The organism is Pseudomonas sp. HLS-6 TE3448, assembly GCF_053629555.1.
Map to the genome: position 1 here is coordinate 1360263 of NZ_JBRJIO010000001.1, position 23782 is coordinate 1384044.

The following is a 23782-nucleotide window of genomic DNA, read 5'->3' on the forward strand; positions in this document are numbered from 1 at the left end:
GCCATGCTTGCTCAATCATCTTCAACGTCGCCCGCCTGTGCGCACCACAAAGTCCTGATCATCGGTGCCGGCGCAGCAGGCCTTGCCACTGCCTCCAGCCTGATGGCACGCGATTCGTCCCTCGATGTGGCAATCATTGATCCGGCCGAGGTTCATTACTACCAACCTGGCTGGACGCTGGTCGGTGCTGGCGTGTTCCAGCCCAAGAGCACGGTGCGTAGTATGGCCTCGGCTATTCCCAAGGGTGTGACCTGGATCAAGGGTGCCGCACAGTTCTTCGACCCTCAGGCGCAGACGGTGCAGTTGGAGGATGGTCGGCTGATCAGTTATGCACAACTGGTTGTCTGTCCGGGCCTCAAGCTTGACTGGGATGCGATTGAAGGCCTGAGTGAAACCTTGGGTCGCAATGGTGTGACCTCCAACTACCGTTATGACCTGGCGCCGTACACCTGGCAGCTGGTTCAGCAGTTGGAGAAAGGCAAGGCCCTGTTCACCCAGCCACCGATGCCGATCAAGTGCGCTGGCGCACCGCAGAAGGCCTTGTACCTGTCGTGCGATCATTGGTTGCGCAGCGGCCGCCTGGACAATATCCAGGCACGGTTCTTCAATGCCGGCGCGGTGTTGTTCGGGGTGGCCGACTACGTGCCTGCGCTGATGGAGTACATCGACAAGTATGCGGTCGATCTGAACTACGCCCATCGCCTGGTAGCGGTGGATGGGCCGGCCAAGCAGGCAACCTTTGTGCGCTCCCTGCCTGACGGCAGCAGCGAAACCCTGGTTCAGCCATTCGATATGCTGCATGTGGTGCCCCCGCAAGTGCCGCCGACGTTCATACGTAACAGCCCCTTGTCGGACGCAGCGGGTTGGATCGACGTCGATCCGGCAACCCTGCGCCACCGGCGTTTTGCCAATATCCATGGCCTTGGCGATGCCACCAACACCACGAACGCCAAGACCGCCGCCGCTGCGCGCAAGCAGGCTCCTGTGGTTGCCAATAACGTACTGGTCGCGTTGGGGCGCCTGGCGGATGTCGTGCACTACGACGGATACGGTTCCTGCCCGTTGACCGTGGAGCGCGGCAAGATCGTGTTGGCCGAGTTCACCTATGGCGGCAAGGTTGCCCCAAGCTTCCCTCGTTGGCTGCTTGATGGGCGTAAGCCGACCCGCCTGGCCTGGCTGTTGAAGGAGCGTATCCTGCCGCCGCTGTACTGGCGTTGCATGCTCAAAGGCCGTGAGTGGATGGCCAAGCCGTTACCCGCGCCACGTGAGGCCCATCAGTGATCGAGCATGAATTTCTGGGGGCCGGGCTGGGCGCGATCATTGGGGCCATTCTTGCGCTGACCGGTGCTGGCGGTGGCATTCTTGCCGTGCCGCTTCTGGTGTTCGGTTTGGGCTTGTCGATGGCTGAAGCTGCGCCCGTTGGCTTGCTGGCGGTGGGCCTGGCCGCAGGCGTTGGTGCAGTGCTGGGTTTGCGTCAGGGCGTGGTGCGCTACCGTGCAGCGCTGTTCGTTGCCTCGCTTGGGTTGCTCACGGCGCCACTGGGCTTGCTGCTGGCGCATCGGCTGCCCAACGCGCCGTTGGCGTTGGCCTTTGCCGTGGTGCTGATCTATGTCTGCGTGCGGATGTTGCTCAAGGCGCGGCATGAACTGAAAGGGGGGTGTGGATCGCTGCCGCGTGATGTTCAGCCCTGTGTCCTGAACCCTCTGCAGGGGCGCCTGCGGTGGACGTTGCCCTGTGCCCGTGCGCTGGCCTTCACGGGCCTGCTCTCCGGGCTGCTGTCGGGTTTGCTGGGGGTGGGCGGTGGCTTTGTAATCATCCCGGCCTTGACCCGCTACACCAACCTGGAGATGAGGAGCATTGTCGCCACTTCACTGGCGGTGATTGCCCTGGTGTCCGTTGGCAGTGTGGTGAGTGCCAGCCTGGGCGGTGTGATGCATTGGAGCGTTGGCCTGCCCTTTGCCATTGGCGCGGTGGTCGGTTTGGTCATCGTCCGGCAGTTTGCACACAAAGTCGCCGGGCCTCGACTTCAGCAGGTGTTTGCTCTGGTCGGCATTGCCGCCGCCCTGCTGCTCATGGTCAAGACCCTGGGCGCCTGATACGGCGCCCTACTTGGCCAGCAAGGCGCTCTGCTCTTCGGCGCAGAGTGCCAGCAGGTAGTCCCAAACCACTCTCAAGCGTACCGACTTGTGCAGCTCGCGACGGGTGCAGATCCAGTAACTGCGCTGGATGGTTTCGCTGGGCAGCACGCGTACCAGCCCCGGGTCGTGGCGGGCCATGTAGTTGGGCAGCACAGCGATACCCAACCCCGCCCGTGCAGCTTGATGTTGAGCGATCACACTGGTGCTGCGGAAAACCACATTCGGGGCTCGACAGAAGCTGTTGAGAAACAGCAGCTCCTGGCTGAACAGCAGGTCGTCTACATAACCAATCCAGTTATGCCGAGCCAGGTCTTCGCGGCAGTTCAAAAGCGGTGCCTGTGCCAGGTAATCAGGGCTGGCATACAGCGCCAGGCGGTAATCGGTGAGCTTGCGGGTGATCAACAGGTCGGCGTTGGGGCGTTCCAGGTGAATGCTGATTTCGGCTTCGCGGTTGAGGATGCTGACAAAGCGTGGCACGGCCACCAACTCCACCTCCAGCCCCGGGTAGCGCTCGAACAGGCCCGCCATACGTGGGGTGAAGAACATGATGCCGATGCCTTCGGTGACGCCCAGGCGAATCTTGCCCAGCGGCGTCATGGCCTGGGTAATTTCTTCCTGGGCCAGCAGGGCAACGTTTTCCATGGCTTCGGCGTGCTTGAGCAGGGCCTGGCCGGACGGGGTCAGTTCGTAGCCTTGGGCATGCTGTACGAACAAGGGGGTGCCCAGGCTTTGTTCGATGTTTTCAATATGCCGGGCCACCGTGCTGTGGGTAGTGTTGAGGCGCTTGGCGGCGGTCAGTAGCCGGCCACTGCGCTGCAACTCGAGAAAAAACCGCAGATCATTCCAGTCGAACATGCTTTTCCTTGTGAATCAGGTATTCACGTGCGTTGTTCTAAAACGCACAGCACTTGAGCGAAATCTAACGTTTTCATCGCGAAATTAATCAATAACATGGACCGGGACAAGAATAATAAATAGGCGCGAGGTCCCTCATGGCATCAGCCGATCATTCCTACGACTATGTCATCGTCGGCGCTGGCCCTGCCGGCTGTCTCCTGGCCAATCGGCTTTCTGCCGATCCGGGTTGCCGGGTGCTGCTGCTGGAAGCAGGGGGACGCGATAACTATCCGTGGATTCATATCCCTGTCGGTTACCTCTATTGCATTGGTAACCCGCGCACCGACTGGTGCTTCAAGACCCAGGCTCAACCCGGTTTGCAAGGCCGCAGCCTGGGCTATCCACGGGGCAAGGTGCTGGGCGGCTGTTCCTCGATCAACGGCATGATCTACATGCGTGGCCAGGCTCAGGACTATGACCGCTGGGCAGAGGCAGGCAACCCCGGCTGGGCCTGGAAGGATGTCTTGCCACTGTTCAAAACCAGCGAAAAGCATTTTGCCGGTGCCAGCGACGTGCATGGTGCCGACGGTGAGTGGCGGGTCGAACAACAGCGCTATTCCTGGGCGATTCTCGACGCGTTTCGCGAAGCGGCGGCCCAGAGCGGCATTGCCAGCGTGAGTGATTTCAACGGCGGTGATAACCAGGGTTGTGGATATTTTCAGGTCAACCAGCGCTCTGGTGTGCGTTGGAATGCATCAAAAGCCTTTCTGCGGCCGGTTCAGGCGCGGGCCAACCTGACCGTACTGACCGATGTTCTGGTCGACAACCTGGTACTGGAAGACGGGCGTGCCACGGCAGTCAATGCTCGTTGGCAGGGCCACTGGCAACGCTTTACGGCGCGCCGAGAGATCGTTCTGTGTGCTGGCGCGATAGGCTCTCCGGGCATTCTTCAACGTTCCGGCATCGGTCCTCGGGCCTTGCTCGAACGCTTGGGCATTGCTGTGCGGCACGAGCTTCCGGGTGTTGGCGGCAACCTGCAGGATCACCTGCAGTTACGCCTGATCTACCAGGTCAGCAATGTCCGAACCCTGAATCAGGTCGCCAACAGCCTGTGGGGCAAGGTCGGCATGGGCTTGCGCTACCTGTACGACCGTAGCGGGCCATTGGCGATGGCGCCGAGCCAATTGGGGGCCTTCGTGCGCTCCGGGCCGGAGCAGGCCAGCGCCAACCTGCAGTATCACGTGCAGCCGTTGTCACTGGAGCGTTTTGGGGAGCCGCTGCATCGCTTCCCGGCCTTCACTGCATCGGTCTGTAACCTGCGCCCGGCCAGCCGTGGCCGGGTCGACATCGGTTCGGCAGATCCAGCAGCCGCACCAACCATCGATCCCAATTACCTCAGTGACCCGCAGGACCTAAAGGTTGCCGCCCAGGCCATCCGCCTCACCCGGCAGATCGTGCAGGCACCTGCCCTGGCGCCTTTCCAGCCGCGGGAATACCTGCCGGGTTCGGCGTTGCAGACCGAGGAGCAGCTGTACGAAGCGGCCGGCAAGATCGGTACCACCATCTTTCATCCGGTCGGTACGTGCCGTATGGGCAGCGGGCCGCTGGATGTAGTGGATGCTCAATTGCGTGTACACGGCGTATCCGGCCTGCGTATCGCCGATGCGTCGATCATGCCGCAGATTGTCTCGGGCAATACCTGCTCGCCGACCCTGATGATCGCCGAGAAGGCGGCACAGCTGATACTCAACAATGCGGTAAGCCCAAGGGGGACCGTTACAGCGGCAGTCGTTACACCCTGATCTGACAGGGTGATGTGGTAAACGGAGCGCCGGATGCAGTCGCCCGGCACCGACAGTGGAACAACAACAATAATCACTGTGGCCTCAAGGCCGAGGACAACAACGATGTCGGACTACATCCAAGAGCGTGGCGCGGCAACGGTGGTGAATAGCCGCCGGGAAGAACGCAAGATCATCTTTGCGTCATCCCTCGGGACGGTTTTCGAGTGGTATGACTTTTTCCTCTATGGCGCCCTGGCGGCCGTCATCAGCAAGCAGTTCTTTGCCGGGGTCAACGACACCACAGCCTTTATCTTCGCCTTGATGGCCTTTGCTGCCGGTTTCCTGGTACGCCCATTCGGGGCGCTGGTATTCGGCCGCCTGGGTGACATGATCGGGCGCAAGTACACCTTTCTGGTGACCATTGTGCTGATGGGCCTGTCGACCTTTGCCGTGGGCTTGTTGCCGACCTATGCGAGCATTGGCATTGCCGCACCGATCATTCTGGTGGTGTTGCGCATGCTTCAGGGGTTGGCGCTTGGTGGTGAGTATGGCGGCGCCGCGACCTATGTTGCCGAGCATGCCCCGCCCGGCAAGCGTGGCTTCCATACCGGTTTCATCCAGTCCACAGCCACCCTGGGGTTGCTGCTGTCCCTGCTGGTGGTGTTGGCCAGCCGTTACGTCAGTGGTGATCAGTTCGAAGTCTGGGGCTGGCGCCTGCCGTTCCTGCTGTCTATTGTGCTGCTGGCGATCTCCACCTGGATTCGCATGAGCATGCACGAATCGCCGGCCTTCGTGAAAATGAAGGCTCAGGGTAAAACCAGCCGTGCGCCGATTCGTGAGTCCTTCGGCTCCTGGGAAAACCTCAAGGTGGTCTTCACCGCGCTGTTCAGTATCAATGCCGGGCAGGCCGTGACGTTCTACACCGCGCAGTTCTACGTGCTGTTTTTCCTGACCCAGATGCTCAAGATGGACCCTGGCCAGGCCAACACCTTGTTGATCATCAGCGTGGTCATCGGTGCGCCGTTCTTCGTCTTCTTCGGCTGGCTGTCGGACCGGGTCGGGCGCAAGCCGATCCTGATGACAGGCCTGCTGTTGGCCACCCTGCTCTACTTTCCGTTGTTCAAAGCCCTGAGCCATTACGCCAACCCGCAGATCGACGCAGCCAGCCGCCAGGCGCCGATTGTGGTCATTGCCGATCCACAAGGCTGTACCTTCCAGTTCGATCCGGTGGGCAAGGCGCGTTTCGACAGCCCATGCGACAAGGTCAAGACGTTCCTGGTCAAGCAGGGCCTGCCTTACAGTTCCGAGACGGCAGCCGCTGGCAGCCCTGTGGTCGTGTCCATTGGCGATCAGCAAATCAGTGGTTTCGATGAAGCGGCGATGCGTGCAGCCATCGACAAGGCGGGTTACCCAGCCAAGGCAGATGCGGCCTCGGTGAACCAGCCGATGGTGGTTTTGCTGATCGTGGTGATGATCCTGATTGCGACCATGACCTATGGCCCGCTGGCGGCGGTGATGGTCGAGCTGTTCCCGACCCGCATTCGCTACACCTCGATGTCGCTGCCCTACCACATTGGCAACGGTTGGTTTGGTGGCTTCCTGCCGACGGTGTCATTCGCCTTGGTGGTGTACACCGGCGATATCTTCTACGGCCTCTGGTACCCGGTGTTGATTACCGGCATCAGCCTGGTGGTGGGGCTGTTCTGCTTGAAAGAAACCCGCGACGTGGACATCGACAAGGTCTGATCTGATGGCATAAAAAAAACCGGCGTAAACGCCGGTTTTTTTATGCCGTGAAAAAACTTATGCACGATTTTCAGAAAACAGTCATACAGAGAAATAAGTATTTAAATTAATCACTTAGCTCATCGTAGTGGTGATTTATCAAAATACTGTACACAAGTTATCCACAGATCGTCAGTGTGTGCTCTGGGCTTCATTTTGCGCCACGGGCGGCAGGGAGCCCATGTCGCGTTGGGTCTGCTCGTTCCAGGCTGCTGCGCGGTCATTGAGCTCGGCGATAGCCCGTGGCCCGGTGCCTTCGGCCCACATTGGCGCACCGATGACGACCTCGATGGTGCCGGGCAATTTACCCCAGCCTTCCTTGGGCCAGTACTTGCCAGCGTTGTGGGCGATCGGCAGCACCGGCAGCCCGGCATTTACCGCCAAGGCGGTACCGCCACGGGAGAACTTGCCGATGGTGCCAAATGGCACACGGGTGCCTTCCGGGAAAATCAGGACCCAGATGTTTTGCTTGAGTAGCTTGTCACCTTCGCTGGCGACCTGTTTCAACGCGGCCTTGGGGTTGTCGCGATCAATGGCAATGGGCTTGAGCATGGCCATCGCCCAGCCAAAGAACGGTACATAAAGCAGTTCGCGCTTGAGCACCTGGCTCAAGGGCTGGAAATAGGCGGAGAGGAAAAAGGTCTCCCAGGTGCTCTGGTGATTGGAAAGAATCACACAGGGCTGTTCAGGAATGTTCTCAGCCCCGGTTACCTTGAACCGTATACCGAGAAAAACCCGAACCAGAAGCAGTGCGAAGCGGCACCAATACACGTTGATGAAACGGTATCGGGCGCGGAACGACAGGAACGGCGCAATAAAAAAGCTCAGGGTGCACCAGAGCAAGGAGCTGGTACCCAACAGCAGGTAAAAAAGAAAGATTCTGATCGCCTGCAGGATCGACATAGCGGCATGTACCGTTGCGGGCTCGCCCGCCTGTTGGAGTGCACCGGGGGAACGCTCGTCGCAGAACCACTACTGCGGCCCTGGAGGCGACGAATATTCGGCGGCGCTCTACGTGTGGATAAGTGCTCTGGCGACGGCCGCCAGATCCTCGAAAACCAAGGTGCCTGCTGGTAGCCCTTTGCTCAGGGTCCGTTCACCCTTCCCGGTTTTTACCAGAACGGGTTGTGCATCGACGGCCAGCGCAGCCTCCAAGTCACCCTTGCTGTCACCGACAAACCAAAGTCCGGCCAATTCCACGGCATAGTGCGCAGCAATGGTCTTGAGCATACCCGGCTTCGGCTTGCGGCAATCGCAACCGTCATCCGGGCCGTGCGGACAATGGACTATCAGGCCGACCTCGCCACCCTGCTCGGCCACCAGGCCGCGCAAGCGTTCATGCATGGCGTCGAGGGTGGCCGTGGGGTAGTAGCCGCGTGCGATGCCGGACTGGTTGGTGGCGACTGCCACCGTCCAGCCGGCTTTGCTCAACTGCGCGATCGCTTCGATCGAGCCGGGGATCGGTATCCACTCCTCCACCGACTTGATGTACGCGTCGGAGTCCTCGTTGATCACCCCGTCCCGATCGATAATCAGCAGTTTCAAGGCTTACCCCAGCAGCGAGATGTCAGCTACGCCCAGGAACAGACCGCGCAGGCGGCTGAGCAAGGCATAACGGTTGGCCCGCACTTTGGCGTCTTCGGCGTTGACCATCACTGCCTCGAAGAAGGCATCGACCGGTTCACGCAGGGCTGCCAGACGTGCCAGCGACTCGCTGTACTGACGCGCTGCGGCCATTGGCTGCACCGCTTGATCGGCTTGCTGAATCGCCGAGTACAGGGAGAACTCGTTGGCGTTGTCGAAGTACTTCGGCTCGACGTGGTGGGCAACCGTGCCTTCGGCTTTGCTCAGCAGGTTGGAAACCCGCTTGTTCACGGCGGCCAGGGCTTCGGCTTCCGGCAGCTTGCGGAAGGCCTGAACGGCTTGCACGCGCTGGTCGAAGTCCAGTGCGGAACCGGGCTTCAATGCACGAACCGACAGGTAGGTGGCGACGTCGATGCCTTCGTCTTCGTAACGTGCACGCAGGCGGTCGAAGATGAACTCCAGCACCTGATCGGCCAGGCCAGCGGCTTTGACCGTGTGGCCGAACTGGGCCACGGCGAAGGCCACGGCATCGTTCAGGTCCAGGTCCAGCTGCTTCTCGATCAGGATACGCAGCACACCCAGCGCGGCACGGCGCAGGGCATAGGGGTCCTTGCTGCCGGTTGGCAGCATGCCGATGCCGAAGATACCGACCAAAGTGTCGAGCTTGTCGGCGATGGCCACGGCTGCGCCGGTCAGGGTCGACGGCAACTCGGCACCTGCACCGCGTGGCATGTACTGTTCGTTCAGGGCCAGGGCGACATCTTCCGGCTCACCGTCGTTCAGTGCGTAGTAGTAACCGGCTACGCCTTGCATCTCGGGGAACTCGCCGACCATCTCGGTGGCCAGGTCGCACTTGGACAGCAGGCCGGCACGGGCGGCACGCTTGGCATCGCCACCGATATGCGGAGCGATGAAGGCGGCCAGCTTGGCTACGCGCTCGGCTTTGTCGAAGACACTGCCCAGTTGGGCCTGGAAGACGACGTTCTGCAGGCGCAGGTTGAAGCTTTCCAGGGACTGCTTCTTGTCTTGCTTGAAGAAGAACTCGGCGTCGGTCAGGCGTGGGCGCACGACTTTCTCGTTACCCTGGATGATCTGCTTCGGATCACGGCTCTCGACGTTGGCCACGGTGATGAAGCGCGGCAGCAGCTTGCCGTCGATGTCCAGCAGGCAGAAGTACTTCTGGTTGTCCTGCATGGTGGTGATCAGGGCTTCCTGTGGCACTTCGAGGAAGCGTTCCTCGAACGAGCAGACCAGCGGCACTGGCCATTCAACCAGCGCGGTCACTTCGTCGAGCAGTGCCGGTGGCACGATCGCGGTGCCTTCCTGCTGCATCGCCAGCTCGGCGGTACGTTTGCTGATCAGCTCACGGCGCTCGGCGAAGTCGGCCAGTACGTAGGCCTTGCGCAGGTCTTCCTGGTAGCTGGCCGGCGAGCTGATGCGTACGTTTTCCGGGTGGTGGAAACGGTGGCCACGGGATTCACGACCGGCTTTCTGGGCAAGTATGGTGCAATCGACCACTTCATCGCCCAGCAGCATGACCAGCCACTGGGTTGGACGGACGAACTCTTCCTTGCGCGCGCCCCAACGCATGCGCTTGGGAATCGGCAGGTCGTTCAGCGAGTCTTCAACGATGGTCGGCAGCAGGCTGGAGGTGGCCTTGCCCGGAATGTGCTGGGAGAAGCGCAGCTTGGCGCCGCTCTGGTCGATTTGCGCCAGCTCTACGCCGCACTTCTTGGCGAAGCCCAGGGCCGCCTGGGTCGGGTTGCCTTCGGCATCGAACGCGGCCTGGCGCGGTGGGCCATCGACATTGATGCTGCGGTCAGGCTGCTGGGTATCGAGTTGACGGATCAATACCGCCAGGCGACGTGGTGCGGCGAACACGACCTTGTCGCTGTAGTTCAGGCCGGCAGCTTGCAGGCCTTTTTCGATACCGGCGAGGAAAGCGTCGCCCAGGGCGCTCAGGGCCTTGGGTGGCAGTTCTTCGGTGCCCAGTTCAACCAGGAAATCTTGAGCACTCATTGTGCAGCCTCCAGCTTAGCCAACACTTCATCACGCAATTCAGGGGATGCCATCGGGAAGCCCAGCTTGGCGCGGGCTTGCAGGTAGCTTTGTGCCACGGCCCGGGCCAGGGTCCGTACACGCAGGATGTAACGCTGACGCTCGGTTACCGAGATGGCGCGGCGGGCGTCGAGCAGGTTGAAGGTATGCGATGCCTTGAGAACCATTTCATAGGTTGGCAGCGGCAGTTCCAGCTCGATCAGGCGGTTGGCTTCGCTTTCGTAGAAGTCGAACAGCTCGAACAGCTTCTCGACGTTGGCGTGTTCGAAGTTGTAGGTCGACTGCTCCACTTCGTTCTGATGGAACACGTCGCCGTAGGTCACCTTGCCGAACGGGCCGTCGGTCCAGACCAGGTCGTAGACCGAGTCGACACCCTGCAGGTACATCGCCAGACGCTCCAGGCCATAGGTGATCTCACCGGTGACCGGGAAGCACTCGATACCGCCCACTTGCTGGAAGTAGGTGAACTGGGTGACTTCCATGCCGTTGAGCCAGATTTCCCAGCCCAGACCCCAGGCGCCGAGGGTCGGCGATTCCCAGTTGTCTTCAACGAAACGAATGTCGTGGACCAGTGGGTCAAGACCGATGGCTTTCAGCGAGCCCAGGTACAGTTCCTGGAAGTTCGCCGGGTTCGGCTTGAGCACCACCTGGAATTGGTAGTAGTGCTGCAGGCGGTTAGGGTTTTCGCCATAACGGCCGTCAGCCGGGCGACGGCTTGGCTGTACATAGGCGGCGTTCCAGGTTTCCGGGCCGACGGCGCGCAGGAACGTGGCGGTATGGAAAGTGCCGGCGCCTACTTCCATATCGTAGGGCTGAAGTACCACACAACCTTGCTCGGCCCAGTAGTTCTGCAGGGCGAGAATCAAGTCTTGGAAGGTACGCACGGCTGGCGTAGGCTGGCTCACGAAATTCACCTGTTTCTAGGGCTGCGAATATAAAGAGCGGGAGTATAACCCGATTCTTGCGGGCCTCTACCTCTGGAGCCTTATGCCACGCTGCTTTTGGTGTACCGACGATCCACTTTATCAGGCCTATCACGACCAGGAGTGGGGTGTTCCGTTGCGAGATCCCGGCCGGTTGTTTGAAATGCTGCTGCTTGAAGGCTTTCAGGCAGGGCTTTCGTGGATCACCGTATTGAAGAAGCGAGAGCGCTACCGGCAGGTGCTGTTTGGCTTCGATCCACAGCGACTGGCACAGATGAGCGACGACGAAATCGAGGAGCGCCTGCTTGATCCGGGCATCATTCGCAACCGTCTGAAGCTTAATGCCGCCCGGCGCAATGCCCGGGCCTGGCTTGAACTGGAAAACCCGGCCGATTGGCTCTGGTCGTTCGTCGGCGGTGAGCCGAAGATCAATCATTTCAGCCAGCGCAGTGAGGTGCCCGCAGTGACTGTCGAGGCCCAGGCCATGAGCAAGGCACTGCAGAAAGCCGGGTTCACCTTTGTCGGGCCCACCATCTGTTACGCCTTCATGCAGGCCACGGGCATGGTCATGGATCACACCATCGATTGTGATCGCTACGCCGCCTTGCTGCGCTGAGGGGTACAATGCCCGGCTTGCAGAAGGAGGAACCTGCCTGTGGATAAATTCAAGGGCGCCTTGATGGTCGGGGTGCTGCGGTTGTTTGCCAAGCTGCCATGGGGCGCAGTGCAACGGGTCGGCGCGGCAATCGGCTGGATCATGTGGAAGCTGCCGAATAGCTCGCGCAATGTCGTGCGCATCAACCTGGCCAAGTGTTTTCCGGAGATGGACGCCGCCGAGCGCGAGCGGCTGGTAGGCCGCACGCTGATGGACATCGGCAAGTCGTTCACCGAGAGCGCCTGTGCCTGGATCTGGCCAGCCAAGCGCTCGCTTGCGCTGGTGCGTGAGGTCGAAGGGCTTGAGGTGCTGGAAAAAGCCCTGGCGTCGGGCAAGGGGGTCGTCGGTATCACCAGCCACCTGGGCAACTGGGAAGTGCTCAACCACTTCTACTGCAGCCAGTGCAAACCGATCATTTTCTACCGTCCGCCCAAACTCAAGGCTGTCGATGACCTGCTGCGTGAACAGCGTGTGCAGTTGGGTAACCGTGTCGCGGCGTCGACCAAGGAAGGCATCCTCAGCATCATCAAGGAAGTGCGCAAGGGCGGTCAGGTGGGGATTCCTGCCGACCCTGAGCCAGCCGAATCGGCAGGCATATTCGTACCGTTTTTCGCCACCCAGGCGCTGACCAGCAAGTTCGTGCCGAACATGCTGGCCGGTGGCAAAGCCGTAGGGGTGTTCCTGCATGCGCTGCGCCTGCCGGACGGTTCCGGTTTCAAGGTCATCCTCGAGGCAGCGCCTGAGGCCATGTACAGCGAAGACACTGAAACCTCGGCTGCGGCGATGAGCCAGGTAATCGAGCGTTATGTGCGGGCCTACCCGAGCCAGTACATGTGGAGCATGAAGCGCTTCAAGAAGCGCCCAGCAGGCGAATCACGCTGGTATTGAGGTTGCGTCGCAGGCAAGGTCGGCCCCCGCAGGTGCCGGCCTTGCACGCGACAAGTACGCCTCAGTGTTGCGCTTTGTCGAGCTTTTTCAGAAACACCGTCATCTCTTTTTCCGCCTGCTTGTCGCCATGCGCCTTTGCTGCGTCCAGGCCTTGCTGCCAGGCCTGGCGTGCCGCTGTCAGGTCGCCCTGCGCCTGATGTGCCTTGCCCAGCAGCTTCCACGCCGCGGAATACTTCGGATCGAAATCTACACAGCGTTGCAGGTGTACAGCGGCTTCGGCAGCGTTGCCCTCATCCAGCCAGGATTTGCCCAGACCGAAGCGCAACAGGGCGTTATCCACACCCTTGGCGAGCATTTTTTCCAGTGATTCGCGCATCTGCCGTTCCTCTTAGAAGAAGCTCAAGCCAACGTGGAAGAGTTTCTCGACGTCACGGATGTACTTTTTATCCACAACAAAGAGGATCACCCGGTCACCGGCTTCGATCACGGTGTCGTCGTGGGCGATCAGCACTTCCTCGTCGCGGATGATCGCGCCGATGGTGGTGCCCGGTGGCAGTGCGATGTCTTCGATGGCCTTGCCGATGACCTTGCTCGATTTCGAGTCGCCATGAGCGATGGCCTCGATGGCCTCGGCCGCCCCTCGGCGCAGCGAGTGGACGCTGACGATGTCACCTCGACGTACGTGGGCCAGCAAGGTACCGATCGTCGCCAGTTGCGGGCTGATGGCGATGTCGATTTCGCCACCTTGCACCAGGTCGACATAGGCCGGGTTGTTGATGATGGTCATCACCTTGCGCGCACCAAGGCGCTTGGCCAGCAGCGAAGACATGATGTTGGCTTCGTCGTCGTTGGTCAGGGCCAGGAAAATGTCGGCTTCGGCGATATTCTCTTCGACCATCAGGTCGCGGTCCGAGGCGCTGCCTTGCAGGACCACTGTGCTGTCCAGGGTGTCGGACAGGTAGCGGCAGCGTGCCGGGTTCATTTCGATGATCTTGACCTGGTAGCGGCTTTCGATGGCCTCGGCCAGGCGCTCACCGATCTGCCCACCACCGGCGATGACCACCCGCTTGTTGGTTTCGTCGATACGCCGCAGCTCGCCCATCACAGCGCGGATGTGCGCCTTGGCGGCGATGAAGAACACTTCGTCGTCGGCCTCGATCACGGTGTCACCCTGGGGCAGGATTGGCCGGTCACGGCGGAAGATCGCCGCGACGCGAGTATCCACATTCGGCATGTGCGCACGGATCTGGCGCAGTTGCTGGCCCACCAGCGGGCCACCGTAATAGGCCTTGACCGCCACCAGTTGGGCTTTGCCCTCGGCGAAGTCGATCACCTGCAAGGCACCCGGGTGTTCGATCAGGCGCTTGATATAGTTGGTCACCACCTGTTCGGGGCTGATCAACACATCGACCGGAATGGCCTCGTTATTGAACAGGCCGGCACGGGTCAAGTAGGCCGACTCGCGTACCCGGGCGATTTTGGTCGGGGTATGGAACAGGGTGTAGGCGACCTGACAGGCGACCATGTTGGTCTCGTCACTGTTGGTCACCGCAACCAGCATGTCGGCATCGTCGGCACCGGCCTGACGCAGGACCGTCGGGAACGAACCCCGGCCCTGGACCGTGCGGATATCCAGGCGGTCGCCGAGGTCGCGCAGGCGATCACCATCGGTATCGACCACGGTGATGTCGTTGGCTTCGCTGGCCAGGTGTTCGGCCAGCGTACCGCCGACCTGCCCCGCACCCAGGATGATGATCTTCATCCGCTACTCCCCTTCCATTGTCGTTATCCGCGAGCCGCGGCGATCTTGATCAGCTTGGCGTAATAGAAACCGTCGTGCCCACCCTCTTGCGCCAGCAACTGGCGGCCATGAGGTTGACGCAGCCCAGCGGCAGTCGCCAGGTCCAGCTCGCGGGCACCTGGCGTGCGGGTGAGGAAGGCGTCGATCACTTCCGTGTTTTCCGTTGGCAAACTCGAGCAGGTGGCGTAGAGCAGGATCCCGCCGACCTCCAGGGTTGGCCACAGGGCATCGAGCAGTTCGCCCTGCAGGCTGGCCAGGGCCGGAATGTCCTCGGCCTGACGGGTCAGCTTGATGTCAGGGTGGCGGCGGATGACCCCGGTTGCCGAGCAGGGGGCGTCGAGCAGGATGCGCTGGAAGCCCTTGCCGTCCCACCAACTGGCGGTATCCCGTGCGTCGCAGGCGATCAATTGTGCATCAAGGCCCAGGCGGTCGAGGTTTTCCCGTACGCGTGTCAGGCGTTTGGCCTCCAGGTCAATGGCGACCACTTGTTGCAGCCCGGCCTCTGCTTCGAGCAGGTGACAGGTTTTTCCGCCCGGGGCGCAGCAAGCGTCCAGCACCCGTTGCCCTGGGGCCAGGTCCATCAGGTCGGCGGCCAGTTGCGCGGCTTCGTCCTGAACGCTGATCCAGCCTTGGTCGAAGCCAGGCAGGTTGCGCACGTCGCTGGCCTCGGCCAGAACGATGCCATCGCGGCTGTACTGGCACGGCGCGGCCTGAATACCAGCCTCGGCAAGCAACTGCAGGTAGGCGTCGCGGCTGTGATGACGACGATTCACCCGCAGGATCATCGGAGGGTGCGCGTTGTTGGCGGCGCAGATCGCTTCCCATTGCTCTGGCCAGAAGGCCTTGAGCGACTTCTGCAGCCAGCGCGGGTGGGCGGTACGCACCACCGGGTCGCGCTCCAATGCGCTCAGCAACTCATTGCCTTCACGCTGGGCCCGGCGCAGTACGGCGTTGAGCAGGGCCTTGGCCCAGGGTTTTTTCAGTTTGTCGGCACAGCCAACGGTCTCGCCGATAGCCGCATGCGCGGGAGTACGGGTGTAGAGCAGTTGATACAGACCGACCAGCAACAATGCCTGTACATCGGCATCGGCACTCTTGAAGGGCTTTTGCAGCAACTGTTCGGCCAGCGCCGACAAGCGCGGCTGCCAGCGGGCAGTACCGAAGGCCAGGTCCTGGGTCAGGCCGCGATCACGCGCCTCGACTTTATCCAGTTGTGCCGGGAGCGAGCTGTTCAACGATGCCTTGCCGCTGAGAACGGCGGCCAGGGCGCGGGCAGCGGCCAGGCGCGGGTTCATTGGCCCAGCACCGTGCCGACGGCGAATTTCTCGCGACGGCTGTTGAACAGGTCGCTGAAGTTCAGCGCTTTGCCCCCGGGCAGTTGCAGGCGGGTCAGGCACAGCGCCTGATCAGCACAGGCGACCACCAGGCCGTCCTTGCTCGCGCTGATGATTTCTCCGGGTTGACCACGGCCTTCTGCCAGGGTTGCCGCGAGCACTTTCACGGCTTCGCCGCTCAGGGTGCTGTGGCACACGGGCCAGGGGTTGAAGGCACGGATCAGGCGTTCCAGCTCAACCGCAGGCCGGTTCCAGTCCAGGCGTGCTTCGTCCTTGTTCAGCTTGTGCGCATAGGTGGCCAGTGCATCGTCCTGCACTTCGCCCTGTAGCGTGCCGTCGGCGAGGCCGGCAATGGCTTGCAGGACGGCGGGCGGGCCCATTTCGGCGAGGCGGTCGTGCAGGCTGCCACCAGTGTCGGTGGCACTGATTGGCGTGCTGACCTTGAGCAACATCGGCCCGGTGTCCAGGCCTGCCTCCATGCGCATAACGGTCACGCCGCTTTCCGGGTCGCCTGCTTCCACGGCCCGTTGGATCGGCGCCGCACCGCGCCAGCGCGGCAGCAAGGAGGCGTGGCTGTTGATGCAACCCAGGCGCGGAATATCCAGCACGATCTGCGGCAGGATCAAACCGTACGCCACCACCACCATCAGGTCCGGTTGCAGCGCGGCCAGTTCGGCCTGGGCGTCGGCATCGCGCAGGGTCGGCGGTTGCAACACAGGGATACCGTGCTGCGCGGCCAATTGTTTGACCGGGCTGGGCATCAGTTTTTGTCCGCGCCCGGCGGGACGGTCCGGCTGGGTGTAGACCGCGACGATGTCGTAGGGGCTGTCGAGCAGGGCTTTGAGGTGTTCGGCGGCAAACTCAGGAGTGCCCGCGAAGACGATGCGCATGGAGTTCTCGCTTAAAAAAGAAAAAGGCTTGCCGGAGCAAGCCTTCTGGATGAGGGGATCAAGCTTGCTGGCGGTGAAGTTTTTCCAGTTTTTTCTTGATCCGGTCGCGTTTCAGGGTCGACAGGTAATCGACGAACAGCTTGCCGTTGAGGTGATCGCACTCATGTTGAATGCACACGGCCAGAAGGTCTTCGGCGATCAGTTCAAACGGTTGGCCATCACGGTCCAGGGCCTTGACCCGGACGCGCAGTGGGCGGTCGACGTTCTCGTAGAAGCCCGGCACCGACAAACAGCCTTCTTGGTATTGGCCCATGTCGTCGGTGAGCATTTCCAGCTCGGGGTTGATGAACACCCGTGGTTCGCTGCGGTCTTCGCTCAGGTCCATGACCACGATGCGCTTGTGCACGTTGACCTGGGTTGCGGCCAAGCCGATACCCGGCGCTTCGTACATGGTTTCAAACATGTCGTCGACCAGCTGGCGTACGGCGTCGTCAACTTCCACTACCGGTTTGGCGATGGTGCGAAGACGCGGGTCAGGGAATTCGAGGATGTTCAGAATGGCCATAAGCGTATGAGCTGCACTGTGCGAAGTAATACAAACATGAATGCACATAATAAAGGGATTCGACGCATTCGGCACCTGTGAAAAGGTCAGCTAACGTTTAGCAGCCACCCCCATGCATCGGCCTGGTGAGCGGAGCGGTGTTGACTGACGCACATGTTGTCAATCGATTATCAACAGAGTTATCCACAGCTTGTTGTTGGCTTCGCCGGGCCTCTGAATCAAGGATGATCAGATGATGTGCAATGATTTTTCGACCTGCCCACCCGCCGAACTGGAGGCGCGCCTGCGCTTGCATCGACTGCCGGAGCTCGGGCCTCGGCGCTTCCGTAAACTGATCGAAGCCTTTGGTAGTGCCTCGGCAGCGCTCAGCGCACCGGCCGCCGCCTGGCGTCCGCTGGGCGTGCCAGCCACCGCAGTGGAGGCGCGGCGCAGCCCGGAGATCCGTGATGGTGCGGCGGCCGCAATGGCCTGGCTAGAGCGCCCAGGCCAGCATTTGCTGATGTGGGACGCCGCCACGTACCCGGCCTTGCTGGCCGAACTGGACGATGCCCCGCCGCTGCTGTTCGTGGCCGGTGACCCGGCCATTCTGGAGAAACCACAGTTGGCCATCGTTGGCAGTCGGCGTGCATCGCCCCCCGCCCTGGCGACAGCGGCGGCGTTTTCCCGCTGCCTGGCACAGGCCGGTTTTGTCGTCACCAGTGGTTTGGCGGCGGGCATTGATGGTGTGGCTCACCAGGCCGCGCTGGACGTCGGTGGACAGACAATCGGGGTGGTCGGAACCGGGCTGCAAAAATGTTATCCACAGCGCCATCGGGCGCTGGCAGCGGCAATGGCGGAGCGCGGCAGCGCGGTGGTGTCAGAGTTTCCGCTGGACGCCGGACCTGTCGCCGGAAATTTTCCCCGGCGCAACCGCATCATCAGCGGCTTGTCGCTGGGTGTGCTGGTGGTTGAGGCCAGCCTGGCCAGTGGTTCGTTGATCACAGCGCGTCTGGCGGCTGAGCAAGGGCGAGAGGTCTATGCCATCCCGGGGTCTATCCATCATCCGGGTGCCAAGGGCTGCCATCAATTGATCCGCGATGGCGCGCTGCTGGTCGAGCGCATTGAGCACATATTGGAAACCCTGAGTGGGTGGCAGAACCTGCCGGTGACCCAGCCAGTGTTGCAGGTACCGTCCAACCCGCTGCTGGCGCTGCTCCTGGCCGCGCCGCAAAGTAGCGAAAGCCTGGCGCACACTAGTGGTTGGCCGTTGTCGCGTGTCTTGGCGGCACTGACCGAGCTTGAGCTGGCCGGGCAGGTTTGTAATGAAGCAGGCCGTTGGTTTGCTCGGCCGGGCTAAGTACACTGCTCGTCAGCCTTTTAGCGGAGTGACAGCAATGGTGAGCAATTGGCGCGTGCAACAAGCTGCACGCGAGATTCGGGCGGGTGCGGTGATTGCCTATCCCACCGAAGCCGTCTGGGGTCTGGGCTGTGATCCCTGGAACGAGGAAGCGGTTGATCGGTTACTGGCGATCAAGTCGCGTTCGGTAGACAAGGGGTTGATCCTGATCGCCGACAATATTCGCCAGTTCGATTTTTTGTTCGAGGATTTTCCGGAAGCCTGGCTCGACCGCATGGGCAGTACCTGGCCGGGTCCGAACACCTGGTTGGTGCCGCATCAGGGAATGCTCCCGGAGTGGATCACCGGCATGCACGACACCGTCGCCCTGCGTGTCAGCGATCACCCGGTGGTGCGTGACCTGTGTGCGCTGGTCGGGCCGCTGGTGTCGACCTCGGCCAACCCTCAGGGGCGGCCTGCAGCCCGCACGCGGCTGCGGGTTGAGCAGTACTTCCATGGCCAGTTGGATCTGGTGCTTGGTGGTGCCTTGGGCGGTCGCAAGAACCCGAGTGTGATTCGCGACCTGATGACCGGCGATGTTGTCCGGCCGGGCTGAGGGGCGCTAAACCGCCCTTGCCAGCGATTCGCGCGTCGTGCAGGAACAGGCACGGCGCTGCGGTTATCGCCGGCAAGGCGGGTGCCTACCGGGTGGGTGTCAAGGCAACAGCACCGTGGACCCCACTGTCCGGCGTGCCGACAGCTCGGTTTGGGCCTTGGCAGCTTCGCTCAACGGGTAGCGTTGCTGGATATCCACCGTCAGTTTGCCACTGGCGATCATCCCGAACAGTTCATCGGCCATTGCTTGCGTGTTGGCTGGGGTGTTGGCGTAGCCCGCCAGCGTTGGTCGGGTGACATACAGCGAGCCTTTCTGCGCCAGAATGCCCAGGTTCACGCCGCTGACCGCCCCGGAGGCATTGCCGAAGCTGACCATCAGGCCACGGGGGGCCAGGCAGTCGAGAGACGTCAGCCAGGTATCCTGACCAACGCCGTCATAAACCACCGGGCATTTCTTGCCATCGGTCAGCTCCAGAACCCGTTGCACGACGTCTTCATGGCTGTAGTCGATGGTTGCCCAGGCACCCAGCGCCTTGGCCCGTTCGGCTTTTTCCGCCGAGCTCACGGTACCGATCAGCTTGACCCCAAGGGCCTTGGCCCATTGGCAGGCGAGCGAGCCGACACCGCCGGCGGCGGCGTGGAACAGGATGGTCTGGCCTGGTTGCACGGCATAGGTCTGGCGTAGCAGGTACTGCACGGTCAGGCCCTTGAGCATCACGGCCGCAGCCTGCTCAAAGCTGATGGCGTCTGGCAGTTTCACCAGATTGGCCGCTGGCAGCACATGCACCTCGCTGTAGGCGCCCAGCGGGCCGACAGCATAGGCCACGCGGTCGCCGACCTTGAAATGCTCGACACCCTCGCCAACGGCTTCAACCACGCCCGCCCCTTCCGTGCCCAGGCCCGAAGGCAGTGAGGGCGGTGCATAGAGGCCGCTGCGGAAGTAGGTATCGATGAAGTTCAGGCCAACGGCCCGGTTGCGCACGCTGACCTGCTGTGGCCCGGGTGCCTGTGGCTCGTAATCGACCCACTGCAGGACCTCTGGACCTCCATGCTGGCTGAACTGGATACGCTTGGCCATCTGCTCTCTCCTGTATTGATCCTGGGGAAAGCTGCTATCGGACTCCGTTGCTTGATCGCCGTCAACTGCGGCAGGCCCATGGCCGGTGGTATGCTACGCGCCGAATTTGCCTTAGCCCGTTTCCAGGTGACCTGATGACTAGCCGCACCGAGGCCGTGAAAGCCTACCTGCTTGACCTGCAAGACCGGATTTGCACTGCCCTTGAGAACGAAGACGGCGGTACACGGTTCGTCGAGGACAGCTGGACGCGTGAAGCGGGCGGTGGCGGGCGAACCCGGGTCATCAGTGATGGCAAGGTGATCGAGAAAGGTGGGGTGAACTTCTCTCATGTGTTCGGCAGCGGTTTGCCGCCTTCGGCCAGTGCCCATCGGCCAGAACTGGCGGGGCGTGGCTTTGAAGCGCTGGGTGTGTCGCTGGTGATCCACCCGCACAACCCGCATGTACCGACGTCTCACGCCAACGTGCGCTTTTTCATCGCCGAGAAGGAAGGCGAGGAAGCGGTCTGGTGGTTCGGTGGTGGTTTTGACCTGACGCCGTACTACGCCAACGAAGAAGATTGCGTGCATTGGCACCGGGTCGCCGAGCAGGCCTGCGCACCGTTTGGCGCTGATGTTTACCCGCGTTACAAAGCCTGGTGTGATCGCTATTTCCACCTCAAGCATCGTAATGAGCCTCGCGGCATCGGTGGCCTGTTCTTCGACGACCTGAATGCGTGGGACTTCGACACCTGTTTCGCCTTCATGCGGGCTATCGGCGATGCCTACGTCGAGGCTTATCTGCCCATCGTGCAGCGCCGCAAGGCTCAGCCATACACGGCACAGCAGCGTGAATTCCAGGAGTTCCGCCGTGGCCGTTATGTGGAGTTCAACCTGGTTTATGACCGTGGCACCCTGTTCGGCTTGCAGTCGGGTGGGCGTACCGAGTCGATCCTGATGTCGCTGCCGCCGCAGGTTCGCTGGGGCTACGACTGGAAGCCTGAGCCCGGCAGCGAGGAAGCGCGCTTGACCGAGTACTTCCTGCAGGATCGCGACTGGCTTGGCGAGGCTGCCAAAGCCGGTCATTGAGCCGCGTTGTGGATAACTCGCAGTGGATAACTTGCCCGAGCCTCGGGCCTGACTCAGGAATCGCGTGAATGGACCAGTATGTCGTCTTCGGCAACCCGATTGGCCACAGCAAGTCGCCTTTGATCCACCGGCTGTTTGCCGACCAGACCGGCGAGCACTTGGAATACAGCACCTTGCTTGCGCCGCTGGACGACTTCAGTAACTGTGCTCTGGGCTTCTTCAAGCAGGGGCGTGGGGCCAATGTCACCGTGCCGTTCAAGGAAGAAGCCTTCCGAATGGTCGATATCCTGACCCCGCGCGCGCGCCGGGCCGGTGCGGTGAACACCTTGAGCAAACTGGCTGATGACAGCCTGCAGGGTGACAACACCGACGGTGCCGGGTTGGTCCGTGACCTGACCGTGAATGCCGGTGTGCAACTGACGGGCAAGCGCATTTTGCTGCTCGGCGCCGGTGGGGCCGTGCGTGGTGTGCTGGAACCGTTGTTGGCGCACAATCCGGCGTCGCTGGTGATTGCCAACCGTACGGTGGAAAAGGCCGAACAACTGGCGCGTGAGTTCGCTGACCTGGGCCCGGTGGCGGCCAGCGGGTTTACTTGGCTGAAAGAGCCGGTCGACCTGATCATCAATGCCACCTCGGCCAGCCTGGCCGGTGAGGTACCGCCGATTGACGCCAGTCTGATCCAGCCGGGGCATACCGTGTGCTATGACATGATGTATGGCAAGGAACCGACCCCGTTCTGCCGCTGGGCCAGCGAACAGGGCGCGGCGCAGGTGCTGGACGGCTTGGGTATGCTCGTTGAGCAGGCCGCCGAAGCGTTTTTCATCTGGCGTGGTGTGCACCCTGATACCGCGCCGGTCCTCGATGAGTTGCGCCGCCAGCTGGCGCGCGGCTAATCCTCGAAACGAATGGGGCAGTGCGCTGCCCCTTCCAGCTTGTACAACTCTTCAACCACTTGCGGTCGCGCGCGACGCAGGGTCAGGCTGCCGCCCTGCCGACGCAGGCGGCGGGCTTCGCGGTGCAGCATCTCCACTCCGGAATAGTCGATGAAGTTGATCTGTCGGGCATCGATCACCACCGTCGGGCCTTGGCAGCGTTGCAGACGCACCTGCAGGTAATGGCTGGCGCCGAAGAAAATCGACCCGCCGACCCGCAGGATATCCACATCACCTTCCCGGCTGCGCTGGATACTAGGCTGCGATGTGCGCTTGAGGTAGAAGAACAGCGATACCAGTACGCCGGCATAGATAGCGGTCTGCAACTCCAGCAGCAGCGTGGCGGCGCAGGTCACTGCCATCACCAGGAATTCCGCCCGGCTGACGCGGAACAGCGCCCGAATCGCTCGGTGGTCAATCAGTCCCCAGCAAATCAGCAGAATACTGCCGGCCATGGCCGGTAGCGGAATGTGGGCGATCAGCGTGGCACCGGTCACGGCGAACAGCGCGACCCACAGCGCGGAAAACACCCCGGCCAACGGCGAGCGGGCACCTGCTTCCAGGCTCAATCCCGAGCGGGTGAAAGAGCCTGAGGACAGGTAACCGGAGAAGAACGCCCCGCCCATGTTCGACAGGCCCTGAGCACGGATTTCCTGATTGACGTCGATCAGTTGCTCCGAGCGTGCTGACAAGGCACGGGCAATCGACAGGCTCGTCACCAGACCGAGCATCCCCACCGCTACGGCACCGGGCAGCAGTCGCAGCAGCAGTTCCAGGTCCCATAGCGGCAGTGGGCTCAAGGGTGGTAGTTGGCCGACGAAACCCTGTACCCGCGCTACCTGACCGAAGACGGAGGGCCACAACGCGCACAGCAGGCTGGCGCTGGTCAGGCTGATCAGCAGGCCCGGCCAGCGCGGTCGCAGCTGCCTCAGGGCAATGCCCAGCAGCAGCGTACCCAGGCCTAGGGCGAGTGAACGCAGGTCGGCGTTTTTTGCATGTTCAAGCAGGCCCTGCAGGGCTTTCAAGGCCGTTGTCTGGCTGGGCAGGTCCAGCCCCAGAAGGCTTGGCAGTTGCCCCAAGGCAATGACCACAGCGGCACCGAGGGTAAAGCCGAGTACCACAGGCAGAGAGACAAAATTGACCAGCGCACCGAACCTGAGCATGCCCAGCAACCACTGAAACACGCCGGCGAGGAACGTCATTAGCAGGATAAGCGTGATGTAGTCGCTGCTGCCCGCACTGGCCAAAGGGTTGACGCTGGCATACAGCACGACCGATATCGCCGCGGTGGGCCCACAGATCAGGTGCCAGGATGAGCCCCACAGGCACGCGATCAGTACGGGTACGATGGCTGCGTACAGGCCGTACTCGGCGGGCAGTCCAGCGATCAGGGCATACGCAATGGATTGCGGCAGGGCGAGGATTGCCCCGCTCAGGCCCACGTGCAGGTCGCGACCGACGCTGGCACGGGTCTGCCGAGGTAGCCAGGAAAGGAAAGGCAGGAGTGTGTGGCGGTCGGGCCAGGCCATGGGATTC

Annotated in this window: 22 protein-coding genes; 10 read left to right on the plus strand and 12 right to left on the minus strand. The window is 61.7% G+C overall.

Annotation, left to right across the window (positions count from 1 at the left end):
- Window positions 1–3: 3 nt before the first annotated feature.
- Together AB7M23_RS06390 and AB7M23_RS06395 are read left to right on the plus strand one after the other, a co-directional pair.
- Window positions 4–1281, plus strand: a complete 1278-nt coding sequence (locus AB7M23_RS06390) for an NAD(P)/FAD-dependent oxidoreductase (RefSeq protein WP_065760490.1) — start codon at window positions 4–6, stop codon at window positions 1279–1281.
- Complete coding sequence (locus AB7M23_RS06395; protein ID WP_454240439.1) at window positions 1278–2096, plus strand: sulfite exporter TauE/SafE family protein; 819 nt, start codon at window positions 1278–1280, stop codon at window positions 2094–2096. Before AB7M23_RS06390 ends, AB7M23_RS06395 begins: the two co-directional genes overlap by 4 nt.
- 9 nt (window positions 2097–2105) lie before the next feature.
- Here the strand turns inward: AB7M23_RS06395 and AB7M23_RS06400 are convergent, their stop codons facing one another.
- Window positions 2106–2993, minus strand: a complete 888-nt coding sequence (locus AB7M23_RS06400) for a LysR family transcriptional regulator (protein ID WP_454240440.1) — start codon at window positions 2991–2993, stop codon at window positions 2106–2108.
- Window positions 2994–3130: 137 nt separating this feature from the next.
- Between AB7M23_RS06400 and AB7M23_RS06405 the strand changes: the two genes are divergently transcribed.
- Together AB7M23_RS06405 and AB7M23_RS06410 are read left to right on the plus strand one after the other, a co-directional pair.
- Window positions 3131–4777, plus strand: a complete 1647-nt coding sequence (locus AB7M23_RS06405) for a GMC family oxidoreductase (protein ID WP_454240441.1) — start codon at window positions 3131–3133, stop codon at window positions 4775–4777.
- 105 nt (window positions 4778–4882) lie between these two features.
- Window positions 4883–6505, plus strand: coding sequence for an MFS transporter (locus AB7M23_RS06410; RefSeq protein ID WP_409278941.1), 1623 nt, complete (start codon window positions 4883–4885; stop codon window positions 6503–6505).
- 171 nt (window positions 6506–6676) lie between these two features.
- Here the strand turns inward: AB7M23_RS06410 and AB7M23_RS06415 are convergent, their stop codons facing one another.
- From AB7M23_RS06415 to glyQ, 4 genes are all read right to left on the minus strand, one after another.
- Window positions 6677–7447, minus strand: coding sequence for a lysophospholipid acyltransferase family protein (locus AB7M23_RS06415; protein WP_065760485.1), 771 nt, complete (start codon window positions 7445–7447; stop codon window positions 6677–6679).
- A 108-nt stretch (window positions 7448–7555) separates the two neighbouring features.
- A complete protein-coding gene (gmhB, locus tag AB7M23_RS06420; protein WP_065760484.1) occupies window positions 7556–8089 on the minus strand; it encodes a D-glycero-beta-D-manno-heptose 1,7-bisphosphate 7-phosphatase in 534 nt (177 codons plus the stop codon).
- A gap of 3 nt (window positions 8090–8092) precedes the next feature.
- Window positions 8093–10147 (minus strand): glycine--tRNA ligase subunit beta, encoded by a 2055-nt coding sequence (glyS, locus tag AB7M23_RS06425; protein WP_102053010.1) that lies wholly within the window; start codon window positions 10145–10147, stop codon window positions 8093–8095.
- Window positions 10144–11091, minus strand: a complete 948-nt coding sequence (glyQ, locus tag AB7M23_RS06430) for a glycine--tRNA ligase subunit alpha (protein WP_099773224.1) — start codon at window positions 11089–11091, stop codon at window positions 10144–10146. The genes glyS and glyQ overlap by 4 nt, the downstream gene beginning before the upstream one ends.
- 82 nt (window positions 11092–11173) lie before the next feature.
- Between glyQ and AB7M23_RS06435 the strand changes: the two genes are divergently transcribed.
- Both AB7M23_RS06435 and AB7M23_RS06440 read left to right on the plus strand, forming a co-directional pair.
- Window positions 11174–11725 carry a DNA-3-methyladenine glycosylase I gene (locus AB7M23_RS06435; protein ID WP_454240442.1) on the plus strand — a complete coding sequence of 184 codons (552 nt, stop codon included), beginning with the start codon at window positions 11174–11176 and terminating at the stop codon, window positions 11723–11725.
- A gap of 39 nt (window positions 11726–11764) precedes the next feature.
- A complete protein-coding gene (locus AB7M23_RS06440) occupies window positions 11765–12652 on the plus strand; it encodes a lysophospholipid acyltransferase (protein ID WP_065759109.1) in 888 nt (295 codons plus the stop codon).
- A 61-nt stretch (window positions 12653–12713) separates the two neighbouring features.
- Here AB7M23_RS06440 and AB7M23_RS06445 read toward each other — a convergent pair whose 3' ends face one another.
- The 5 genes from AB7M23_RS06445 to def are packed head-to-tail and all read right to left on the minus strand — an operon-like array spanning window position 12714 to window position 17242.
- Window positions 12714–13028, minus strand: coding sequence for a tetratricopeptide repeat protein (locus AB7M23_RS06445; RefSeq protein WP_102053008.1), 315 nt, complete (start codon window positions 13026–13028; stop codon window positions 12714–12716).
- A gap of 12 nt (window positions 13029–13040) precedes the next feature.
- Entirely contained in the window at window positions 13041–14414 is a 1374-nt protein-coding gene (gene trkA, locus AB7M23_RS06450) for a Trk system potassium transporter TrkA (protein ID WP_454240443.1), read from the minus strand.
- Window positions 14415–14437: 23 nt separating this feature from the next.
- The gene (gene rsmB / locus AB7M23_RS06455; protein ID WP_454240444.1) at window positions 14438–15748 is read right to left on the minus strand and encodes a 16S rRNA (cytosine(967)-C(5))-methyltransferase RsmB; all 1311 of its coding nucleotides are present in this window, start codon (window positions 15746–15748) and stop codon (window positions 14438–14440) included.
- The gene (gene fmt, locus AB7M23_RS06460) at window positions 15745–16677 is read right to left on the minus strand and encodes a methionyl-tRNA formyltransferase (protein ID WP_454240445.1); all 933 of its coding nucleotides are present in this window, start codon (window positions 16675–16677) and stop codon (window positions 15745–15747) included. Before fmt ends, rsmB begins: the two co-directional genes overlap by 4 nt.
- Window positions 16678–16735: 58 nt before the next feature.
- Window positions 16736–17242 carry a peptide deformylase gene (gene def, locus AB7M23_RS06465; RefSeq protein WP_102053005.1) on the minus strand — a complete coding sequence of 169 codons (507 nt, stop codon included), beginning with the start codon at window positions 17240–17242 and terminating at the stop codon, window positions 16736–16738.
- 232 nt (window positions 17243–17474) lie between these two features.
- On the opposite strand from def, the gene dprA reads away from it, so the two are divergent.
- Together dprA and AB7M23_RS06475 are read left to right on the plus strand one after the other, a co-directional pair.
- On the plus strand, window positions 17475–18578 hold the full coding sequence (gene dprA, locus AB7M23_RS06470) for a DNA-processing protein DprA (RefSeq protein WP_099773226.1): 1104 nt from the start codon (window positions 17475–17477) through the stop codon (window positions 18576–18578).
- Window positions 18579–18615: 37 nt separating this feature from the next.
- Entirely contained in the window at window positions 18616–19173 is a 558-nt protein-coding gene (locus AB7M23_RS06475; protein WP_454240446.1) for an L-threonylcarbamoyladenylate synthase, read from the plus strand.
- 99 nt (window positions 19174–19272) lie between these two features.
- Here the strand turns inward: AB7M23_RS06475 and AB7M23_RS06480 are convergent, their stop codons facing one another.
- Window positions 19273–20250, minus strand: coding sequence for an NADPH:quinone reductase (locus AB7M23_RS06480; protein ID WP_454240447.1), 978 nt, complete (start codon window positions 20248–20250; stop codon window positions 19273–19275).
- Window positions 20251–20384: 134 nt separating this feature from the next.
- On the opposite strand from AB7M23_RS06480, the gene hemF reads away from it, so the two are divergent.
- Together hemF and aroE are read left to right on the plus strand one after the other, a co-directional pair.
- Complete coding sequence (gene hemF / locus AB7M23_RS06485; protein WP_065759100.1) at window positions 20385–21314, plus strand: oxygen-dependent coproporphyrinogen oxidase; 930 nt, start codon at window positions 20385–20387, stop codon at window positions 21312–21314.
- A 68-nt stretch (window positions 21315–21382) separates the two neighbouring features.
- Complete coding sequence (gene aroE, locus AB7M23_RS06490) at window positions 21383–22207, plus strand: shikimate dehydrogenase (RefSeq protein WP_454240448.1); 825 nt, start codon at window positions 21383–21385, stop codon at window positions 22205–22207.
- Here aroE and AB7M23_RS06495 read toward each other — a convergent pair.
- The gene (locus AB7M23_RS06495; RefSeq protein ID WP_454240449.1) at window positions 22204–23775 is read right to left on the minus strand and encodes a SulP family inorganic anion transporter; all 1572 of its coding nucleotides are present in this window, start codon (window positions 23773–23775) and stop codon (window positions 22204–22206) included. The genes aroE and AB7M23_RS06495 overlap by 4 nt on opposite strands.
- Window positions 23776–23782 lie beyond the last annotated feature (7 nt).